The organism is Planococcus sp. APC 3900, assembly GCF_030407735.1.
Taxonomy (GTDB): domain Bacteria; phylum Bacillota; class Bacilli; order Bacillales_A; family Planococcaceae; genus Planococcus; species Planococcus notacanthi.
In genome coordinates this window covers 40,443-59,551 of record NZ_JASDCT010000003.1, presented here as the reverse complement: position 1 = coordinate 59,551, position 19,109 = coordinate 40,443, and the positions used below count along the sequence as shown (strand labels likewise).

General features: G+C 45.3%; 18 protein-coding genes and 1 riboswitch. Of the genes, 7 read left to right on the top strand and 11 right to left on the bottom strand.

Annotated features, from left to right (window positions below):
• Nucleotides 1-26: 26 nt before the first annotated feature.
• Nucleotides 27-494 carry a low molecular weight protein-tyrosine-phosphatase gene (locus tag QMA04_RS07105; RefSeq protein WP_191715662.1) on the bottom strand — a complete coding sequence of 156 codons (468 nt, stop codon included), beginning with the start codon at nt 492-494 and terminating at the stop codon, nt 27-29.
• A 192-nt stretch (nt 495-686) separates the two neighbouring features.
• On the opposite strand from QMA04_RS07105, the gene QMA04_RS07100 reads away from it, so the two are divergent.
• Nucleotides 687-1,109: a YgaP-like transmembrane domain gene (locus tag QMA04_RS07100; protein ID WP_191715661.1), complete on the top strand. Its 423-nt coding sequence runs from the start codon at nt 687-689 to the stop codon at nt 1,107-1,109.
• Nucleotides 1,110-1,654: 545 nt separating this feature from the next.
• On the opposite strand, the gene QMA04_RS07095 is transcribed toward QMA04_RS07100, so the two are convergent.
• The 3 genes from QMA04_RS07095 to QMA04_RS07085 form a co-directional block, all read right to left on the bottom strand.
• Nucleotides 1,655-3,085, bottom strand: coding sequence for a carbon starvation CstA family protein (locus QMA04_RS07095; protein ID WP_290184782.1), 1,431 nt, complete (start codon nt 3,083-3,085; stop codon nt 1,655-1,657).
• A 284-nt stretch (nt 3,086-3,369) separates the two neighbouring features.
• A complete protein-coding gene (locus QMA04_RS07090; RefSeq protein WP_290184780.1) occupies nt 3,370-4,647 on the bottom strand; it encodes an alpha/beta hydrolase in 1,278 nt (425 codons plus the stop codon).
• A 107-nt stretch (nt 4,648-4,754) separates the two neighbouring features.
• On the bottom strand, nt 4,755-5,438 hold the full coding sequence (locus QMA04_RS07085; RefSeq protein ID WP_191715659.1) for an SGNH/GDSL hydrolase family protein: 684 nt from the start codon (nt 5,436-5,438) through the stop codon (nt 4,755-4,757).
• A 178-nt stretch (nt 5,439-5,616) separates the two neighbouring features.
• Between QMA04_RS07085 and QMA04_RS07080 the strand changes: the two genes are divergently transcribed.
• The 5 genes from QMA04_RS07080 to QMA04_RS07060 all read left to right on the top strand — a co-directional run bounded on the left by QMA04_RS07080 (nt 5,617) and on the right by QMA04_RS07060 (nt 11,022).
• The gene (locus tag QMA04_RS07080; protein ID WP_191715658.1) at nt 5,617-6,609 is read left to right on the top strand and encodes a potassium channel family protein; all 993 of its coding nucleotides are present in this window, start codon (nt 5,617-5,619) and stop codon (nt 6,607-6,609) included.
• Between the two features lie 28 nt (nt 6,610-6,637).
• Nucleotides 6,638-7,345, top strand: a complete 708-nt coding sequence (locus QMA04_RS07075; RefSeq protein WP_191715657.1) for an NAD-dependent deacylase — start codon at nt 6,638-6,640, stop codon at nt 7,343-7,345.
• 170 nt (nt 7,346-7,515) lie between these two features.
• The gene (locus QMA04_RS07070) at nt 7,516-8,451 is read left to right on the top strand and encodes an acetamidase/formamidase family protein (RefSeq protein ID WP_290184777.1); all 936 of its coding nucleotides are present in this window, start codon (nt 7,516-7,518) and stop codon (nt 8,449-8,451) included.
• A 58-nt stretch (nt 8,452-8,509) separates the two neighbouring features.
• Nucleotides 8,510-10,180 (top strand): DUF2207 domain-containing protein, encoded by a 1,671-nt coding sequence (locus tag QMA04_RS07065; RefSeq protein WP_290184776.1) that lies wholly within the window; start codon nt 8,510-8,512, stop codon nt 10,178-10,180.
• Between the two features lie 107 nt (nt 10,181-10,287).
• Entirely contained in the window at nt 10,288-11,022 is a 735-nt protein-coding gene (locus QMA04_RS07060) for a YqcI/YcgG family protein (RefSeq protein WP_290184775.1), read from the top strand.
• Between the two features lie 146 nt (nt 11,023-11,168).
• Here QMA04_RS07060 and QMA04_RS07055 read toward each other — a convergent pair whose 3' ends face one another.
• The gene (locus tag QMA04_RS07055) at nt 11,169-12,176 is read right to left on the bottom strand and encodes a LacI family DNA-binding transcriptional regulator (protein WP_290184773.1); all 1,008 of its coding nucleotides are present in this window, start codon (nt 12,174-12,176) and stop codon (nt 11,169-11,171) included.
• A 190-nt stretch (nt 12,177-12,366) separates the two neighbouring features.
• Between QMA04_RS07055 and QMA04_RS07050 the strand changes: the two genes are divergently transcribed.
• A complete protein-coding gene (locus tag QMA04_RS07050) occupies nt 12,367-13,134 on the top strand; it encodes an arylamine N-acetyltransferase family protein (RefSeq protein ID WP_290184771.1) in 768 nt (255 codons plus the stop codon).
• 60 nt (nt 13,135-13,194) lie between these two features.
• On the opposite strand, the gene QMA04_RS07045 is transcribed toward QMA04_RS07050, so the two are convergent.
• From QMA04_RS07045 to QMA04_RS07020, 6 genes are all read right to left on the bottom strand, one after another.
• The gene (locus QMA04_RS07045; protein ID WP_290184769.1) at nt 13,195-14,130 is read right to left on the bottom strand and encodes an ABC transporter substrate-binding protein; all 936 of its coding nucleotides are present in this window, start codon (nt 14,128-14,130) and stop codon (nt 13,195-13,197) included.
• Complete coding sequence (locus QMA04_RS07040; RefSeq protein WP_290184767.1) at nt 14,130-14,675, bottom strand: hypothetical protein; 546 nt, start codon at nt 14,673-14,675, stop codon at nt 14,130-14,132. Before QMA04_RS07040 ends, QMA04_RS07045 begins: the two co-directional genes overlap by 1 nt.
• A 168-nt stretch (nt 14,676-14,843) precedes the next feature.
• A riboswitch (cobalamin riboswitch) is annotated at nt 14,844-15,042 on the bottom strand.
• 54 nt (nt 15,043-15,096) lie between these two features.
• Nucleotides 15,097-16,047 carry an HNH endonuclease gene (locus tag QMA04_RS07035; RefSeq protein WP_290184765.1) on the bottom strand — a complete coding sequence of 317 codons (951 nt, stop codon included), beginning with the start codon at nt 16,045-16,047 and terminating at the stop codon, nt 15,097-15,099.
• Nucleotides 16,048-16,342: 295 nt separating this feature from the next.
• Nucleotides 16,343-17,128 (bottom strand): cytochrome c oxidase assembly protein, encoded by a 786-nt coding sequence (locus QMA04_RS07030; RefSeq protein ID WP_290184763.1) that lies wholly within the window; start codon nt 17,126-17,128, stop codon nt 16,343-16,345.
• A 151-nt stretch (nt 17,129-17,279) separates the two neighbouring features.
• Nucleotides 17,280-18,401: a GGDEF domain-containing protein gene (locus QMA04_RS07025; RefSeq protein WP_191715647.1), complete on the bottom strand. Its 1,122-nt coding sequence runs from the start codon at nt 18,399-18,401 to the stop codon at nt 17,280-17,282.
• A 195-nt stretch (nt 18,402-18,596) separates the two neighbouring features.
• Nucleotides 18,597-19,085 carry a GNAT family N-acetyltransferase gene (locus tag QMA04_RS07020; protein WP_290184760.1) on the bottom strand — a complete coding sequence of 163 codons (489 nt, stop codon included), beginning with the start codon at nt 19,083-19,085 and terminating at the stop codon, nt 18,597-18,599.
• Nucleotides 19,086-19,109: the final 24 nt, after the last annotated feature.

Here is a 19,109-nt window from a genome sequence, read left to right as displayed (position 1 = left end):
TCAATCTCCTGCCGCTTTTTACTGTTTTATGAAATCGAATGATCTTGTTTGATTTTCTCCAATAGCGCATCACAGCCGTCACTGACGAGCCCAAATGTCTCTTCAAAATCTCCCGTAAAATAAGGGTCTGGTACATCTTTTAAGTGATCGGTCAAATCCAGGAAGCGCAGAATTTTCGGATGGTCGGGCTGGCCCAGCATTGAGCGGATGTCTTCAATATTCGTTTGGTCCATCCCGACGATATAGTCAAAACCGTCAAAATCGTCCGTTTGCAATTGGCGCCCTTTCAAACCTGTAGCGGAAATGCCGTTAGCTTCCAGGATTTTCAGTGTTCCCGGATGTGGTCTTCTGCCGATATGCCAATCGCCCGTTCCCGCTGAATCCACTTGCACTTTCCCACTCAGCCCCGACCGCTCCAGCCGATTTTTAAAAACGGCTTCAGCCATAGGCGAACGGCAAATATTGCCCAAGCACACAAACAATACACGAATCATCTAATCCCCTCCTAATTGCGTATAGCTCTCGTGAAAGCCATTCATGTTCTGCTATTGTATCATCCATCCCACTCCTCCAGCAGCATTCGACGGCTGACCAGAAAGGAAGAAAACTTTGTTAATCACCAAAAAGGGTTTATGGTTGCCCCAATGCGGAATACTAGTATAAACACCGAAAGCGAGGAATCCATAATGGCTGCAAAAATCGAAGCATTGCCTTCCACTCAATCAAAAGTCGCTAAAGCGACACCTGACCACATCAATGAAAAGATTGAGCGGGAAACTGAAGCCCGCATCAACACATTCAAGCGCAAGGATCCTGAAGCAATCAAACAGCGGATTTCTGAACTGGAACAGGAATGGGACACAGAACGCGTACTGGAAGCCACGATGGCGTCTTTTGCACTTTCTTCTTCCCTACTCGCTCTCACTGTCAATAAGAAATGGGCTTATTTCACTGGAGCCGTCAGCGTCTTCATGCTGCAGCATGCGCTTCAGGGCTGGTGTCCGCCACTGTCCATGATCCGCCGGCAAGGCGTCCGGACGATAAGTGAAATCAATTTGGAAAAAGAAGCATTGAAAGACTTGTTGGAAGATGAGCACTATCCTATCTAAATAACGGAGCAGAAAAACAGCCAGCCCCTACTCTGCATAGGGACTGGCTGTTTGTTAACCCGTTTTAACGGGCAATAAGACTTCGATTGGATGCAGTGACAATCAGTGGGCTGAAGAAAATCCCCACTGATTGAGGCATCTCTTTATACCGGCTGTCAGATTTTATAATGACGTCTGCCGGTTGGTTTGTTTCGTTCAATTTTTCCTTTGTAAATGACCCACGACAAATAAAGTATGCCCATAATATTCAATGAGAACAAAATGACCTGATAAAGAGCCAAACTCCGATACGCCATTATTTCTACGTAACGGATGCAGTTCATCAAAAAAATCAATACCGGCAACCATAACCAATTATTCGAAATTGACTGTTCCTCCCTTTTAAGACCGACCGGCTTTATCTTTGAAAGCTTCTAATCGCCTCAAGTTCTTATTTTATCAAAAAAACGAGAGAAAGGAAGAGTTTTTATTACAAATATTTCAGAGGCTTGTATTATTGGTTATATTTCTAAAGAAAAAAGCAGGCTGCCATAGCCTGCTTTTAATTATTCAACTGTTACAACGGTCTGAACTTCTTCTTTGCGGTTCTTTCTGGCCTTGCTGTAGAACATCACGATAATAATCGCTGTAAAGACCAGTCCAACTACAAACGACAGGTTCAAGTCCAGATTAAAGCCAATTTTCTGATTGAGTATATAGACAAAGACCATGTAAGTGATAAAGATGGCCGGTGCCATGGATACCAGGTAATTTTTAGCTTGAATATAAAGATACATGGTAGCAATCCACAATGCGATTGCAGCAGTCGCCTGGTTAGCCCAGGAGAAATAACGCCATAGCAGATTAAAGTCGATTTGCGTCAAGACTGCAGAAATGATGAACAACGGAATCGCAATGATCAGCCGTTTCATCAGCTTGGTCTGGTCGACTTTAATGTAATCCGCGATAATGGATCGTGCTGCACGGAAAGCCGTATCGCCTGAAGTGATCGGCAAAACGATCGCGCCAAGGACGGCAATCGTGCCACCCACTGCTCCGAGCAGAGTCATCGATACTTCATTGACGACCGCTGAAGGCGTACCTGAATTGATCAGCCCGCTGAGTGTCTGGCCATCGAAAATGCTCATCGCTGCAGCTGCCCAGATCATTGCAATGATCGCTTCTGCAATCATCATACCGTAGAAGATATAACGGCCCTGTGATTCTTTTTCCACAGTCCGGGAAATGATCGGCGACTGCGTAGCATGGAATCCGGATAACGCTCCACACGTAATTGTGAAGAACAAGATTGGGAAAATCGGCAAATCGCCTGGGTGCATGTTGGTAAAGCTGAGTTCCGGGATTTTGTAATCAGAGAACAACAGCGCAATTCCGACACCCAGAGTTCCTATCAGAAGCACCGCACCAAAGTATGGATAGAAGCGTCCGATTATCTTGTCGATCGGCAGGATCGTCGATAGGAAATAATAGATAAAAATGAGGACGATGATGATGCCGACCGCTATTTTGCCGTCCAATAGAATCGAAAGCAGAGATGCCGGTGTCGTGACAAATACTGTTCCCACCAACAGCAACAGCAATAAGGCGAAGACGTTGACGATATGGCGTGAAGCAGCGCCGAGAAACTTGCCGGCAAGTTCTGGGATATGCGCGCCTTTGTTGCGGATGGAAATCATGCCCGTCAAATAATCGTGGACAGCTCCCGCGAATATCGAACCGATGACGATCCACAGGAACGCTACCGGGCCATAAAGCGCTCCCATGATCGGACCGAAAATTGGGCCGGTCCCGGCAATGTTCAATAATTGGATAAGAGCGTTTTTATGCTTGTTCATCGGCACAAAATCCACACCATCCGCATTAGCGTGGGCAGGCGTCTTTCTTGCTTCAATCGGATCGAACAGTTTTTCGATAAATTTACCGTATGTAAAATACGCCACAACCAGAATGACGATGGAAATCAAAAATGTAAACATTGGGCACCCCTATTCTTTTTTGAAAACGCTTTCTTGGTATAATAAAAAAAGACAATACCTGTATAAAAATTTTATGTCTTTCTCCGTCGCCCCTCCCTTTCTGATGCTATTGATGGTTTCTTATTAAAAAATAAATCAAGGTTATTTTTTATAATTAGAACATAATATATATTAGTATTTTAATTCCAAATAGTCAATCTTTATTGGAGATTTTTGAAAGATCTTTACGCTTCTATAAGAGTAAAGAAAAAAACGCCTTCCAAATCACGGAAGGCGTTTCAAACTCACTTCATAAATTCAATTATTCCCGCCATCAAGCCATCCGCCAAGGGCAAATCAGGATTTCCATAGCTTGCCATGTTTTCCTCGGGGTCGGCAGAGGCATTTTTCAGTACGTGGTTCATGCCGTCGACAATGAGCAGGTCACCGTCTTTACTGGCCGCATAAAGCAGCTCTGCGTCTCTGACCGGCACCTGCAAATCGGTAGTTCCCCCGACAACGAACACCGGTGTTTCAAGCTTTGCCACTTCTGCCTGCGGGTCATATGCCATCCAGGAGATCAGGTACGGCTGGACAGATGGACGGAAAACACTCGCCAGTTCCGGACTGACTTGTGCCACGGTCTGTCCGTCTTTCAATTTACTGACGATTGCTTTCGCCTCATCCAGGAGGTTTTCCGGCAACTGGGCTGTTAACTGTTCCATCAGGATTTCATCGGCAGGACGGCCAACACCCGCTAGAGAAATGAACGAAGCAGCCTGGTGCCGTTCGGCGGCGATCATCCCGATCAACGAACCTTCGCTGTGGCCGATGACTCCAACAGAAGAGAACACGTCTTGAGATTGCGCGTAGCCAATCCATGCAGAAGCATCTTCGATATAATCATCGAACCGCAGATCTTCTTCTTCGACAAGCAGTCCGATATTGTCGCCGACTCCGCGTTTGTCATAACGGATTGTGGCAATTCCCTGCTGCGCCAATTCTTCCGCCATCATCTTCAAGCCATTGTTTTTCCCTGGAACAACCATGGAATTGCCATTCTTATCAGTCGGTCCGGAACCCGACAGCATCAGCATGACCGGAAACGGCCCGTTGCCCTCAGGTGTCAGAACCCTCGCAGTCATGCTGCCGCCTTCGACTGCTATCTCAACCGGTGTGCCAAGCTCTTGTTCAGCAACATCAGCAGCTTTTGACAGTTCAAAAGGGAAAGTTTGCCCTTGCTGAGTAAATAAGCCGGAAATGGTGTCCCCATTGAATGCTCCTTCAAAGACTAACTGCTGGTTTTGTATATTCATCTCGAAGTGGAGATCTGGATCCGTAAAATCAATCGCCGTCAACGGGAAATCACTTACTCCTTGTACAGGAATTGAAATGGCACCGTTTTGTGAATCAAATGTCACCGAAATCGGCAATGGCTGATTGGGGACTTGAATCGTCCCTTCCCAGTATCCTTCAATTTTTTTCAACTGCCCTTCCTCCTCAACTTTCTTATTTTCTTCACTGCATCCGAATAGCAGAAGCATGAAGACTGCCAGTAATGCATAAAATCTGTTGTTATTCATTCTTCCCCTCCCTTTCTCTAAATTGATGGCTGCCTTTATTATCTTCAAGACAACAGAATCCATCAATGCTTTCAGGCAAAATAAAAAACACAGGAAAACCCTGTGTTTTATTTTTTTGAAGGATGAATTGAAAATCCGGTCGTGGACAAAGTTTGCAGCAGCAATTCATGCATAAGTTTATAGCCATCTTCGTTCGGGTGAATCGAATCCAGCCAAATGGCAGGATTTTTGCCCATTGCATTTGTTTTGGAGACGATGACGCCTTTTTCACCGATGGCCGTGTTCCAGATCCGGAACAGCAAATTGGTGAAGCCGAAATACTGCACTTCCTTTTTCATCGAGTTGTACAGATTGTTTTGGACAATGATGACTCCATCATTGGCTTTGCGAAGCATCGCATAGATTTCAAGCAAATTTTGGCGGTACGTGCGTTTCAATATGGCGAATTGGCGAACCAACCCTTTAGCCCCACCGTCCCGGAATCCGCGAAGCAAATCGTTGCCTCCAATATTCAGCAACACGAGATCTGCTTGTTGGAGCGGTTTTTGCCAGGAACCCGTTTGCATTTTCTGGACCAACCCGCTGCTTGTCAGCCCGTTGATGCCCAAATTAGTGATGCGGCTTGCGGGAAAGGTTTCCTTCAAATGATTTGTGATGCCGCCTTTTGTGCCGTAGCCATAGGCTACAGAATCACCTAAGATGACGATATTTTCTATATCAAGAGCTGTATTTTGTTTTTTTGAAGCGAAAAAAGGTGCTCTAGACAAGGCACCTGATCGAAATTTACTCAATCTGCTGCACGTCCTTTCTTGCTGTTTATCTCTCTTATTTTAACATATTTTTGCTTGTGAGGCCGTATACAAGCCTTCAGTGAAAGTGGATTTTTTTACATTTTTAACCGCAAGCTTTATCATAAAAACAAACTTGTATTCTCCCTATTCATGACTGATTTTTCGAAGGAGGGCTTTTTTGGATATCCTATATTTAGTTATCGGAATTCTGCTGATTATCGTATGCATTGTTGATTTTATTTGGACCACTTTATGGATTGATGGCGGTGCAGGACCGGTTACCGATTGGTTTTCTTCACTCATTTGGAAATCCTTCAGGAAATTAGCCGCTGGGCATTCAAAATCCTTGAGTTTGGCAGGCCCTTTCATTTTAAGTGCCACTTTGGCAATGTGGATCGGCATGCTGTGGGTCGGCTGGACATTGGTTTTCGCCGGATTGGACGGATCTATTTCCCCTTCACACGGCAATGACCCGATTTCCTGGTTTGATCGCATTTATTATGCCGGTTATTTGATTTTCACATTGGGCAATGGTGATTTCAGTCCGAATGAAGGCATGTGGCAAATCGTCTCTGTACTGGCCACCGGTACGGGTATGCTGTTTATTACATTCGGCGTCACATATTTGATTTCCATTTTGAGTGCAGTCACTGTGAAACGGTCTTTTGCTGCCAGCATCCACGGCATCGGCGAGACGCCCGAAGAGCTTGTTGCAAACGCATGGAATGGCAGTGATTTCCACAATATCGATTCGTTGTTGGACACCTATTCAGAACAATTGAGTTCGTTGACTTCACAGCATATTGCTTATCCCGTGCTGCATTATTATCATGCTGCCAGCAACGAATCCTCAATGCCTACAGCGGTCGCCGTTTTCGATGAAGCACTCAGCGTCATGAAATTCGCTGTACCTGATCAACATCATCCTAACAGTCTCTTGATGAAAGAATCGCGTTCCAGTATCCAGCATTACCTGGAAACGCTCAATAAGTCTTTTTACAGGCCTTCAAAACAGGTACCGCCTTTGCCGGACTTGCCGTTTCTTCAAGAAGCAGGAATCCCTATCTTGCCGGAAAAGGACTATAAAAAAGCATATGAAAAACTTGAAGAGCGCCGAAGAAAATTACTGGGGGTCATCGAGGCAGATGCACGACCCTGGCCAAAACAGTGAAAGAGGTTTTATCAAAGGAGTGAGTCAAATGATTTCAGACTGGATACAAACATCAACCCATACCGTGGTCTTTACCGGAGCCGGCATGTCGACAGAAAGCGGACTGCCTGACTTCCGTTCAGCGAATCAGGGTTTATGGCAACAAAAAGACCCAAGCCGAGTGGCCAGCGTCCAGGCATTGAATGATAATGTCGAGGAATTCATCGATTTTTACCGAAAACGCGTGCTTGGCGTAAAAGAATATGAGCCGCATGCGGGCCACCAGATTTTAGCCGAATGGGAAAAACGGAGCCGCATCCATTCAATCATCACTCAAAATGTCGATGGGTTTCACCAACAAGCAGGCAGCCACAAGGTTGCAGAACTTCATGGCACACTCCAGAAAGTCCATTGCCAAGCATGCGGTATGTCATACAGCAGCGAAGATTTTCTGGACGGGTCATATCATTGCAGTTGTGGCGGCATTTTGCGCCCGTCCGTTGTGCTGTTCGGGGAAATGCTGCCGGAAGCGCCATTTGAAATGGCATTTGCTGAAGCAAGCCGGGCAGAGTTATTCATCGTTCTCGGTTCTTCGCTGTCCGTCACCCCGGCCAACCAGTTCCCGCTCATCGCCAAAGAGCATGGTGCAAAATTGGTCATTGTCAATCAGGAAGCCACACCGCTTGATGGCTATGCAGACCTGGTCATCAACAACCGGCAAATCGGGGACGTCTTGGATGAATGGAATCGATTTTAAGGTATTACATCATCTGCGGCTAAAGCTTAAAAGCTTTAGCCGTTTTTTTGTTTGGAAGCCTTGTCGACTCTATATCAGCAAATTCGATAGCCGGTTTAGATGCACGGAAGCAAACATTGGTATAATGACTGAGTAGACAGAAAATTCGTTCTATCGAAAGGGGCTAACCGATGATCCATCAAATACCGCTCGATTCCAATCACTTTCATTCTTCATTTAATAAAAGCTATAAACCTATCCTCACAGTCCAGTCAGGAGATTCTATCCAGTTGAAGACCCTTGATATCGAATGGGGTTATTCGTCAGCTGAAACTGAAGAACGGACGATTTTCACTTCACGCGAAAACGAAAAAAAACTGGCCCATCCGATCATCGGCCCCATCGCAGTTGCCGGTGCCAAACCGGGAATGGTGCTTGAAGTCCGCATCAATCAGTTGATGCCTGGCTGGTACGGGCGCAATTGGGCAGGCGGCATACCGGCTTGGCAGAACGATAAACTGGCCATCACCAACAGCGAACGGCTGCAGGTGGATTGGAAACTGGATGCAGCCAGGATGACTGGAAGCTGCAGACTTGGCGGCCAGGAATTCAATGTCGGCTTGTCTCCTTTCCTTGGGCTTATGGGCTTAGCCCCGAAAGAAGCAGGAACTTTCCCGACAAAACCCCCTGCCTATTTCGGCGGCAATATCGATTGCAAAGAGTTGGTGCGCGGCAGCAGCCTGTTTCTTCCGGTCTCCGTGGAAGGTGCTCTCCTTTCACTCGGGGACGGCCATGCGCTTCAAGGTGACGGCGAAAGTTCCGGAACGGCAATCGAATGCCCGATGGACATGGTTGATATTACCTTAATCCTGCATGAAGATATGCAGTTGTCTATGCCACGTGCCCATACGCCTGCCGGATGGATCACATTCGGATTCCATGAAGACCTCAACGAAGCAGCGGCCGTTGCCTTGGCTGAAATGGTGTCGTATATGGAACAGTTTTATGGCATTTCACGCACCGAAGCCACAGCCTTATCAAGTGTAGCCGTTGATTTGCATGTCACACAAGTCGTCAACGACGTCAAAGGCGTTCACGCTATTTTGCCTCATGGCGTGCTCCGCTGAATGATCTTTCTGAAACTTTTGGTTGGGCGCCCCGTAAATATAGAAAGAGGTGATGGAAATGTTCAGAACAAAACCGATGATGATAGTCATCATGTTACTGGTTTTCGCTTTGTTTCCAGTCCAGGCGTTGGCTGTCGACTACTCGATTTCTGATGTGGACATCAATGCGCAAGTAAACGCAGACGGAACGGTAGATGTGACGGAAAGCCATACTTATGAATTCGAGGGCGATTTTAACGGCATTACGCGGGAAATTGTGCCAAAAGATGGGACATCGATCCAGAAATTCAGCGGCTTTGAAAACGGCAAGGAATTGAACGTCGAGCGCGACGGACATCTGTATAAGGTCTTCCGTGAAGGCGACGACGAAACCGTTACCATCGAATTGCGCTACGAAATCCAGGACGCTGTGGAAAAGTTCGAAGACGGCGCTGAGTTCTACTGGCCGTTTTTCGATGAACGCAATGAAAGCGATTATGAACAGATGACGATTACGCTCTTCCCTCCTGCCCCTTCGGAAAATACGGATTTTACAGGATACGACGAAGCTTACGGGGCAGGCAGCCTGCAAACGGATGGTGCGGTCCGCTTTGATATGGGGCAAGTTCCGGAAGGCTCAAATGGGGATATCCGTGTCGTCTTTGATGCAGCACTGTTCCCCGCCTTGCCTCAACAAGATGGATCCATACGAGAAAAGCTGGCTGAGGAAAAAGAGCTTCTGGAAGAAGAAGCTGCCGTTTTTGCGGCAAGGCAGGACACCGGCGCTTCCATCGGCAATGGATTAATTCCGGCGGCAGGCGCATTATTGCTGGCGCTGACTGCCTGGGGATGGAATCGTGCACGGAAAGCCAAACAGCAGGCAAAACCGGATGCCAAGACTTTCTTTGTGCCTAAACAGAAAATGAGCATTCCGGCCACATTGTATTTTACCAAGTCCTCTATTCTGACGCCCGCTGTCACGGCAGCCGCCTTGATGGAATTAGTGCGCAAACAGAATGTGGAACAGCTTTCAGAAGAACAATTCCGACTGATTGACCGGAATACAGAATTCGCCCATGAATCTACATTGATTGACTTGCTGTTCGACAAAGTGGGTGATAGCGAATACTTCAGCATCAAGAACTTGGAAGAATACACGAAGAATGAATTGAACCACTCTTCCTATAACGAATCCGTCACCGTCTGGCAGCAGGAAGTTGCCGAGGAAGTTAAACAGCATGATTTGTACAGCAAACACAAAGGGCTGCGCTGGACAGTCGGTATAATTGGCCTGGCCCTCTTTGCGGTCGCAGTCGTTTTCGGAATACTGGACCTGTTGCCGCTGATGTTCTTTTCCCTCCTCATCGGCATCGGTTTTGTCGCTTTCTGTTTCTATTCGCCGATCACGTATGATGGCCATGTCATCCGTGCTGAATGGAAACAACTTCGAACAGCAATGGAACAGCTGGACCAATCGCAATGGGAACAGTTGACTCAGGATGAAAAAATGCGTGCTTATGCTTATATTCTAGGTGCGGATGAAAAATCGGCAAACCAGAAAACGCAAAGCTTCACCAATGCCTATAGCGAAACGGCATTTGCAGATTTCGGGGTGTTCTATAACCCGGTGTTGTTGACGGGTGTTTTCTTTGCTGCCACATCTAATACCGGAGCTTCAGCAAGCAGCACCGTCTCCGCAACTGGCGGCGGAGGTGTTGGTGGAGGCGGAGGCGGATCGGGCGCTTTCTGAATAAACAATTCGAACGGCTGAGAGTTTCTCAGCCGTTTTTGTTTTGCCCCCCACTTCTTAGGGAAGTAGAAAAGAGACGTTATTTTATGCATATGGAGGAACAATGGATGATAAGCACAAGCTCAGCTTTATTGACGAAAGAAGATTTTACAGCACGAACGGACTTGCCTGAATGGCTATTGGCCGAATACAAGACGTTTCATGAAACCGTAACGGACAAAACCTTTCCTTGTTATTTTGGAATGAGCGGAGAATTGAAAGGCGAATTGCGCTACGCTTATATCACACAAGGCGATTGGAGCAATTTGCCTGCTGCGGTTGAATCATTCCTGACTTTATTCAACGATCCAAAACACAAGCGCCATGGTTTATTCGTTTTTGTTGAACCTTTCAAGGAAGAAGGTTCACTGGAAACCTACCGCCAGCAATTCTGGGATATTCTTCAGTATTTGCACGATGAAGATGAAATGGAATGGCCCAAAGATGCTCCGCGGGATCCGTCCCATTATTTATGGGATTTCACATTCCAAGGAGAGCCGATCTTCATCTTTGGAAACACCCCTGCATATAAGCAGCGAAAAACACGCGACCTTGGAAACGCCATGGTTCTTGGATTCCAGCCACGCCGCATCTTCGAAGGACTGAAAGGAACCGAAAAAGGCGGCGTCATGTCACGCGACAAAGTACGTCAGCGCGTTGAAGCCTGGGACCACTTGCCGACGCATCCCGACATCAGCCATTTCGGTGATCCCGAGCACAACGAATGGAAACAGTTTTTCATCGGAGACGACAGTGAACCGATTCAAGGAAAATGTCCATTTACACATAAAGAAATGAAATAAATGATGAACAATTGAAAAAGAGCTGCGCCGGCGTATTATACCGGTGCAGCTCTTCTCATTGCGGTTTAACCAATCTCCCTGTTAGGGTAAGACTATATTGTAGCCTTACGGAAACACCTTGCTGCATTTTGGAGGTATAAAAATCGTTACTGCTGTGCAACTGTTCTCCGTTCATATAACTGGACTTCCCTGTTAACATCAAAAGCGTCGTCCTGATTAAGCGTCAGAATATCAAACAACCGTTTGACGGTTTCCTGTCCAAGATTCTCAATGCTGTCCGCAGCTCCTACAGAAGTCAGCCCAATTGCTGAATGACGGCCGATTTCCGAATTGCCGATGCCGACAATACTGATATCTGTGGGAATTTGATAGCCCGCTTCCTGGTAAAAATCCAAAAGCTGTATGGCAATTTCATCTGTTGCTGCAACGATCGCGGTCGGTTTTTTCTTTAAAGCTTGAAGATCTTCATACACTTTTTGCAAGGAAGCTTTGTCCGTTGCGGAAATCACCAACCGTTTTTTGCGGATTTTGCTTTTCGCTTCCTGAAGAGCCTGGATGAACCCCAAAAAACGTTCTTTATAAGCAGGATTCTTCAAAGGTCCGCCTACCCAGGCAATTTCTTGATGATTGGCATTTAAAAGATGGCTTGCAGCCAGATAACCGGCATCCACATTATTCACTCCAATCGAGTGTTTGGCATTTGAATAGCTGGAATTCAATAATACAAACGGCACATTCGAATTGGTCATTTCTTCATAAATCGCATTATCTAACAAGACCGATACCAAAATCATCCCTGCCACATTACTGGAGAGGACCGTCTTATAGACATCTCCTTCATTTTCATCGGTTATGAAATGAATATCAACTTGGTAACCTTGTCTTTTTGCATAACTGATGATCGCTGGAGCGCTGCCGATAAATATCGGATCATCCACAGCTCCTGCTATCACACTAATTGTATTGGTTTTAGCCGCAGCGGGAAATGCTTCTTTGATTCCATCAACTGAATAGTTTAATTCATTAACGGCAGCCATCACTTTATCATACGTTTCTTTTTTTACTTGATCCGGTTTATTTAATACACGTGAGACAGTCGTCTGGGAAACACCTGCATGTTTTGCAACATCAGTAGTTGATACCAAATCTATCACCCTGCTTTCTTTTTTTGTGAATAGGTAACTCCCATACCATAAATTCACTTGCATTCATTTAAATTTTAACTTCTTATTCACTATACCACGGCACAGCAATTCTTACACCAAATGAATTGATTTGGTTGAATATTCTTCACGCAGTTGTAATCAATAGGAATAACCCACTGGAAAGGAATGAATAGCTATAATGAATAAAAATGAATACCTCAAACGTTTTAAAGCATCAACCGAACAGGAGCACTACCTGCAAAATTTAGCAGAACTTCAGTCTTTGCATATGCAGAATATACCATTCGAAAATTTGGATGTCATCCGTAGAACGCCCATTTACTTGAATCTTGAAAGCATTTATGAAAAAGTAGTTATTCAGCATCGCGGCGGTTATTGCTATGAATTGAATGGCTTGTTTCACTGGCTGTTGAACGAGTTGGGATTCGATGCGAAATTGATTTCCGCCACTGTTCAAAAACCTGATGGCACGTGGTCTAAAGCCGACACCCACGCGGCCATCTTAGTGGAGCTTGATACGCTTTACTTGGTGGATGCAGGTTTTGGAGATTCGACCATCAGCCCCATCCCTCTTGGCGGTGAACGGCATACCGACCACAGCGGCACTTACCGGGTAGAACAAGTGGATGATGTATATTATGACTTGATCCGGGAAAATGATGAAACAGAAAAAGTGCTGTACCGGTTTTCTACAGAAGAAAAACGATTGGCCGATTTTCATGAGGGCTGTGTCTTTAACCAGGTTTCAGAAGATTCCCCTTTCACCCATGACGATCTTGTTACACGTGCGACGCCGGATGGCCGGATCACATTGTCCGGCAGCCAACTGACACGCTCTGAAAACGGCAAGAAAGATAAAACGGAACTGTCGGCCGATGAAAAAAAGAAAGTGTTGAAAGAAGAATTCGGCATCAATCAAGAGGCACTCGAAAAGCAGTTGTATTAGTTTAAGCGATAGAACAAAAAGGTCCCCGCTCAGCAAAATAGGAGCGGGGATCTTTTTGTTCTATTTAAATGCTTCCGGATAAACGGTTTTGGCTACCAGTTCAACCGCATCGCCGATTCTTGGTCCCGGACGTGAAGTGATATCGGAATCCAGGAAAAAGACCTGATCGTTCTGAACGGCTTCAATGCTGTTCCACCCTTCACGTGCTTTAATTTCTTCAACGGGATTTTCCGTGTAAGAAACTGTTGTCGCAATGATTTCCGGGTTCCGTTGAATGACTTCTTCTTCAGAAATCTGTGGCCATCCTTCCAGATCGCCGAACAGGTTTTCAACATTGGCATGATCTAATATTTCCTGCTGGAACGTTTTTTGGCCGGTGGTGTAGATTTCAGGAGATGGGCTGATTTCAACATACAGTTGCCTTTTCTCTTCTACGTCGGACACTTTCTCCTGAACTTCCTCAATTTGCTGTTGGATGGAGCCAATTACTGCTTCCCCTTTATCTTCAAGGCCCATGACCGTAGAAATCTGTTCGATGTCGCCGTAGACATCTTCAAAGGATTCAGCCGATTCGATAACAAAAACTTGGATGCCTGCAGCTTCTAATTCTTCGTAGCCCGTAGGCCCACCTGTTGAATAGCCGATGACAACATCTGGATCCAATTCAATGATGCGCTCTGCATTAAAAACCACAGAATCGGACACACGTTCAACTTCAGCTGCTTCAGCTGGATAATTATCATAATCCGTAGCGCCAATAATTTTTTCTCCTGCTCCGATTTCATAGAGGATTTCGGTGTTGCTCGGTATTAATGACACGACAGTGGCAGGCACTTCCTCAAATTTCAATTCGTTATCCAAATCATCTGTTACCGTATAACTTGTTTGCTTTTCAGATTCGCTTGCTGTTTCTGTGTCGGATGTTTCCGATTGGCATGCGGTGAGTGTGAATGCTAATGCTCCAATGGATAGGTATTTAAAATAAGTAATTTTCATTAATTGTTGGCCACTTCTTTCTTTTTGGGTCTAGTTGGATAGGATTTGCTGATAAACGGAATTTCTTCTACTCCCTGCTGCTGATTGACATAGACAGCCATCGTAAACAGCAGGTTCGCCAATAGATTTGCATAATCAAAGAGGATTTCCGGTACATCCCGTTCCAGGCTGACCTTATGCAAAGCACGGACAGATTTTTTCGCTTCGCTCCGGCATACATGCAACACACAAGCTGCTTGAGTCCCTTGCGGCAAGACAAAATTACCGATTTTCTCACCAATAAAGTTTACATAATAATCATACATAGCACTTAACTCATTCAAATCTTCTTCATTAACTGCTAGCTTCCCTCGGACTGAACCATTCAGATGATAAACCTTTGGCTGGAGAATCTGCAGATCCCGTTGAACAGCCTCCACTTCTTTTACCAGCGACAACGCTTCGCCAATACGTGTCGTCAGTGAATCCGTTCTGATTTCAAAGTCGACGGTCGCAGCTGATTCGCGCATAAACGGATAACACAAGTAACGCATGTCTTTCTTCATCTTTTCACCTCTTTTTTTATGTGGGTGAAAATCACTGCATTGAACGCTCCCGAAAACAACAAAAAGCCGCCCTCAAAAAGAGGGCGGCGCCATAGCTATTCAGAGACATACTCCAGCAGTCAAAAATAGAAAGGTTGCCGTATGATTCCCTTATCTTCCGAAGAGTAAAAATACGTTCAAAAAAAGGTAGGTCTCCTGGCTTGTGCATCGTTTTACTCTAAGAACCTTCCCGTTCAATTGACATAGGTCGTTTGAACAGTGGCATTTTCTTATTTCATACGCACTTACAGTTGCGGAAACAGCCCCGGAATCTAACCGGGTTCCCTGTTATGCTGACGAATCAGCACCTTTTTTCTGCATGATTATTCACTTGTTTTCAGTGTAGCACAGTTCAGACAACCAAAGACATAACAAAATTCAATTATTCCTGGTTTGTCATCAATTTCACTTTTCTTGGCTCTGCAAAAACAATTCGTTTATGCCATCTTAAATAAGGCGCATGCTCGGCTGACACGGGAACCTTCAAGTTTTTCCGCAATCTGTAGACTGGATAGTCTTCCTCCGGAATACGGCTTGAAATGTGGAGGCGGCCGCCTCCGGTGAATGCGATATAGCCTGCAGAATAAAGCGATGCATGGTTGGCGCAAAGCAAAATGCCGTTGAACGGATCCAAACGCTCTGAATCTGAACTGTCTTTCCACGGTTTCGCATGGGTCGCTGTCAGCACCTCTTCAATGGCGATGCCGCAAATCGGACATTCCCCGTTCCAAAGCGGCAACAGGCTTTCCCGGAACTGCTCTTTGCCTCTGCGCATTTTCGTTTTGATTTCCAGTTCAGCTTCTGCGATCAGGCTAAGCAATGGATTATGCGCGGTCTTTTTAATCACTTCCATCGATAATTCCAACTGCTCCATTTCCAACGTAAAAACATTCAAAGAACTGATCAATTCCAGAAATTTCATCGCCAGCTCTTCGTTGCAGGGATAGAGATAGCCTGAATTGCCGTTGGCATCTTCCTGAAAAGCCGAGTATTTAGTTGGCAGCAACGGCTCGATTTCCTGAAAAGACCCCTTGATCGATAACGGAACATCCAATTCGCGATAAGCTGTGCGTGCGATAAATGCAGGTTCGCTGCCTCCCTGCTCATCTGCCTGCTTCGGTTTTGTGCCTTTATGGAAATCTTCCCGTACCCGGCTGATCGCCACTAAAAATCCTTTGACGTAATGAAAGACGAGATCGCCTTTTTTCAATTCCTGCATGCGGTTCCAAGAATGGGGCACCATGCCTGATTTGTCGACTTGCGGCGTCCAAAGAATACCCGCCGCACATTCTTCCTGATACGTATCTCCTTGCATAACAATATAACTATTCATGAATTGCCTCCTAATAATGGTGATGCTCAAATTCATTCGATTTTATGTAATGGTGCAGATTATTCGAATCCAAACGCTTACCTCTAGTTTAACCCAAAACAAGAGCTTTTGCCGGGGAAAAAAGAAAAGCGAAGGCAGCCGTTTAGCTCTGACAGGCATAAGACGCACTGGCGAAGCGGCGCTCTTTGCCGCACAGCCAGAGTGGCTTATGACCCGAGGAGCTGGCCGCTGGAGCTAGACACCAGGAAAAGCCGAAGTGGCCGTGAAGCCCTAATTAGCATGGGAAACGTTACCGCTATCCTTCTTCCACCGACTCACTTTTCCGAGGTGCCGTCGCTTTATACCATTGGTAGCAAAGAATGATGATGAGGACCAACTCGACGAAATCGCCCCCATAGTACATCACCTGCCCTCCTGCCTCCCCTTGATCTCCCGGTACACCAGCCGGCGGATCTGCATAGATTCTTTTAGCCAAAATTTTGTGTGCGGCCAATGAGACGATGAGAATAATTGAACGGAAAAGAAAACTGAGTCGGTGAGCTGTAATATCGATGTAAATGATGGATGCCGTAAACAGGTAGCCCGCCAAAAATACGTGTAGATGGACGATCAGGTAAACAATTGAGGATTGGTGCATCCATTCAAACAAACTGGTCAGGTATAATACATACAACCCACCAATATTTAGAATCAGCGCAGTAATGGGATTGCTCAACAGCTGAAATGGCTTGCTTTTCAGTAGCCAGGATACTTTTCTCGCTAATGGAACAGGCAACGACCTCAAGAGCAGCTTCATCGGCATCGCAAGAACCAACAAGAGCGGTGCCAGCATGCCAAGCAATAGATGGGTCCACATATGGCCAACGAAATTTCCCTGTGCAAATTCCGCCAGCGGACCTGTAATGACCAGAGCAATAGAAAAAATACCGAAGCCCCATAAAAAACAGCGGTACAGCGGCCATGGCCTGAATTTCAGGCTCGTTAAAGCAGCGGCTAATGGGTAAAATAAAAATGCCAAAAACAGCACTACAATGACCATGGCTTCCAGACTGTCCATTCCTTGTTGCATATCGTGTTCCACCAATACACCCCCATCCCGCATTCCATACTGATTGATTTGCCTTTCTCTCCTCTACCCGGTTTGGCAACCTGCTATGTTTCGTTTCAACAGTTCATTTCATAAAAAAAAGCCGTTGCTGAAATGCAATGCGGCCATCTTGCTGAAGCTGTCTTTAATTAAATACCTCTTCAACTTCTTTTTCTTTTTTTTCTGCGAAAGCAGTAACTCGGTTTCTGCCATCACGTTTGGACTGATATAAAGCTTGATCAGCTTCATCAATCAGCTGGTCCAAAGTTTTATGATAGGAATTCAAAGATACGCCCATGGATACCGTCAATTTGCCTTCAGGCTGGAGCTCTTCACCTTCAAAGTGATATTGTTCAATTTGGTCACGGACTTTTTCAGCGATCCTCATCACTTCATTGTCATCGTAAGGATCCGTGATGCAGAAAATGAATTCTTCCCCACCATACCGTGCCACATAATCTTTTTTTCGTGTATGGTCCCTCAACAGCTGGCCAATCGACCGAAGCACAGCATCGCCTTTTTGATGGCCATGCGTATCATTATAAGTTTTGAAATAATCGACATCGAGCATAACTATAGCGATGGGTACATACTGGGACACCAAGGTTTGCGTTTTATTCTTAAAAAAGCGCATATTCGGCAGTTGTGTCATGGGATCCTGATTAGAATAAAATTCCAGTTCTTTGCGGACAAGTATATGGTGATTTTCACCGTTCGCAATTAAGCCCATTGCCAAAACAGCGACCATGGCAAAAAACAGCATTGAAAGGGTGATCGGCACAGTTGAAGGTGTAGTCAATAGCATCGAAACTGATTTGAGGACTTCGAAAACCAACAAACCGAGAAGCATTTTTTTGATATCCAAAATGGCAAAAAATTTATTGACTGTTTTTTTATTGCGGAACAGGCTGCCGATGATGACCGGCAAAATCACCGTCTGTAAAATTCCAGCTATCGCTGTAGGTCCGCCCAGTGAATAGCGGTATATAGATGGAAAGATTGCAGATAGTATCCCTACTTTCCAACCGCCAATATAGGAAATGAAATAAAGGGGCACTTCCCTTAAATCAAGCCGCATGCCTTCATGAATGTAAGGATTATACATCACTGAAAAAGTCAAAAATCCCATGAATAAAATACTGAGTGCCAATAAAAGCGTTGATTCGGTCAAGTTGGGGAATAATAATTCCTTCGCTTTTAAAGCGAGATACATCAATGCGATGATCAACGCCATGTTTTCAAGAAAGAAAAAAAGTAATGACTGCATTTATACAACTCCTTACAAAACCATATCCTCAGTTTACAATTATTACATCTGAAAATATAGGAAAACCACGAAAAAATATACAAAAACCTATTTAAAAGTGTTTGCTTTTCGTTATTGGAAAGATTGCGCCTAAAACAAAATAAAACTTTCTGCCTGGTCTAAAAAAACGGCCGATTAGAGAGTTTCCTTTGTCTGCTACAGCAGTTTTGCCATATAGTATTCATTGGCATAGCGTTCCTCCAGCCATACGGAATCACGCTTCAGCCCCTCAATTTCAAAGCCTAGTTTTTTATATAACCCAATAGCTGGTTTGTTATGCTCAAGCACGGTCAATTCAATGCGACGAATTCCTTTCGCGTCAGCCCATTGATCCAAAGCTTGAAACAACTCTGTGCCTCTCCCTTTCCCACGTTCGCTTTGCCGAATACCAACTGCGATGTAGACTGAATGCCGCTTGCGTTTAACGCTGTCGCCGATTGCAAACAAATAGCCGGTTAATTCAGCTTGTTCTTCTGTAATCAACACCACTGAATCTTCTCCCATAGCGTCAAGGCGTTTCTCCAACTGCTCAGCTGTAGTCTTGCGTTCTCCTGGCTCAAACAGCATAAGATCAGAATCCTCTACATGCTTCATGAGTTCCGCCAATTGAAAGGCATCCTCAGGAACTGCTTTTCTGACGATCATAGCTATTCTCCTCCTACTGTTTTG

Bases quoted from the DNA above. Each gene is read 5' to 3' on its own strand.
- QMA04_RS07065 (WP_290184776.1), top strand. From the start codon at position 8,510: ATGTTCAGAACAAAACCGATGATGATAGTCATCATGTTACTGGTTTTC.
- QMA04_RS07025 (WP_191715647.1), bottom strand. From the start codon at position 18,401: ATGCAGTCATTACTTTTTTTCTTTCTTGAAAACATGGCGTTGATCATC.
- QMA04_RS07035 (WP_290184765.1), bottom strand. From the start codon at position 16,047: ATGAATAGTTATATTGTTATGCAAGGAGATACGTATCAGGAAGAATGT.
- QMA04_RS07090 (WP_290184780.1), bottom strand. From the start codon at position 4,647: ATGAATAACAACAGATTTTATGCATTACTGGCAGTCTTCATGCTTCTG.
- QMA04_RS07060 (WP_290184775.1), top strand. From the start codon at position 10,288: ATGATAAGCACAAGCTCAGCTTTATTGACGAAAGAAGATTTTACAGCA.
- QMA04_RS07095 (WP_290184782.1), bottom strand. From the start codon at position 3,085: ATGTTTACATTTTTGATTTCCATCGTCATTCTGGTTGTGGCGTATTTT.
- QMA04_RS07045 (WP_290184769.1), bottom strand. From the start codon at position 14,130: ATGAAAATTACTTATTTTAAATACCTATCCATTGGAGCATTAGCATTC.
- QMA04_RS07070 (WP_290184777.1), top strand. From the start codon at position 7,516: ATGATCCATCAAATACCGCTCGATTCCAATCACTTTCATTCTTCATTT.
- QMA04_RS07105 (WP_191715662.1), bottom strand. From the start codon at position 494: ATGATTCGTGTATTGTTTGTGTGCTTGGGCAATATTTGCCGTTCGCCT.
- QMA04_RS07020 (WP_290184760.1), bottom strand. From the start codon at position 19,085: ATGATCGTCAGAAAAGCAGTTCCTGAGGATGCCTTTCAATTGGCGGAA.
- QMA04_RS07100 (WP_191715661.1), top strand. From the start codon at position 687: ATGGCTGCAAAAATCGAAGCATTGCCTTCCACTCAATCAAAAGTCGCT.
- QMA04_RS07050 (WP_290184771.1), top strand. From the start codon at position 12,367: ATGAATAAAAATGAATACCTCAAACGTTTTAAAGCATCAACCGAACAG.
- QMA04_RS07075 (WP_191715657.1), top strand. From the start codon at position 6,638: ATGATTTCAGACTGGATACAAACATCAACCCATACCGTGGTCTTTACC.
- QMA04_RS07040 (WP_290184767.1), bottom strand. From the start codon at position 14,675: ATGAAGAAAGACATGCGTTACTTGTGTTATCCGTTTATGCGCGAATCA.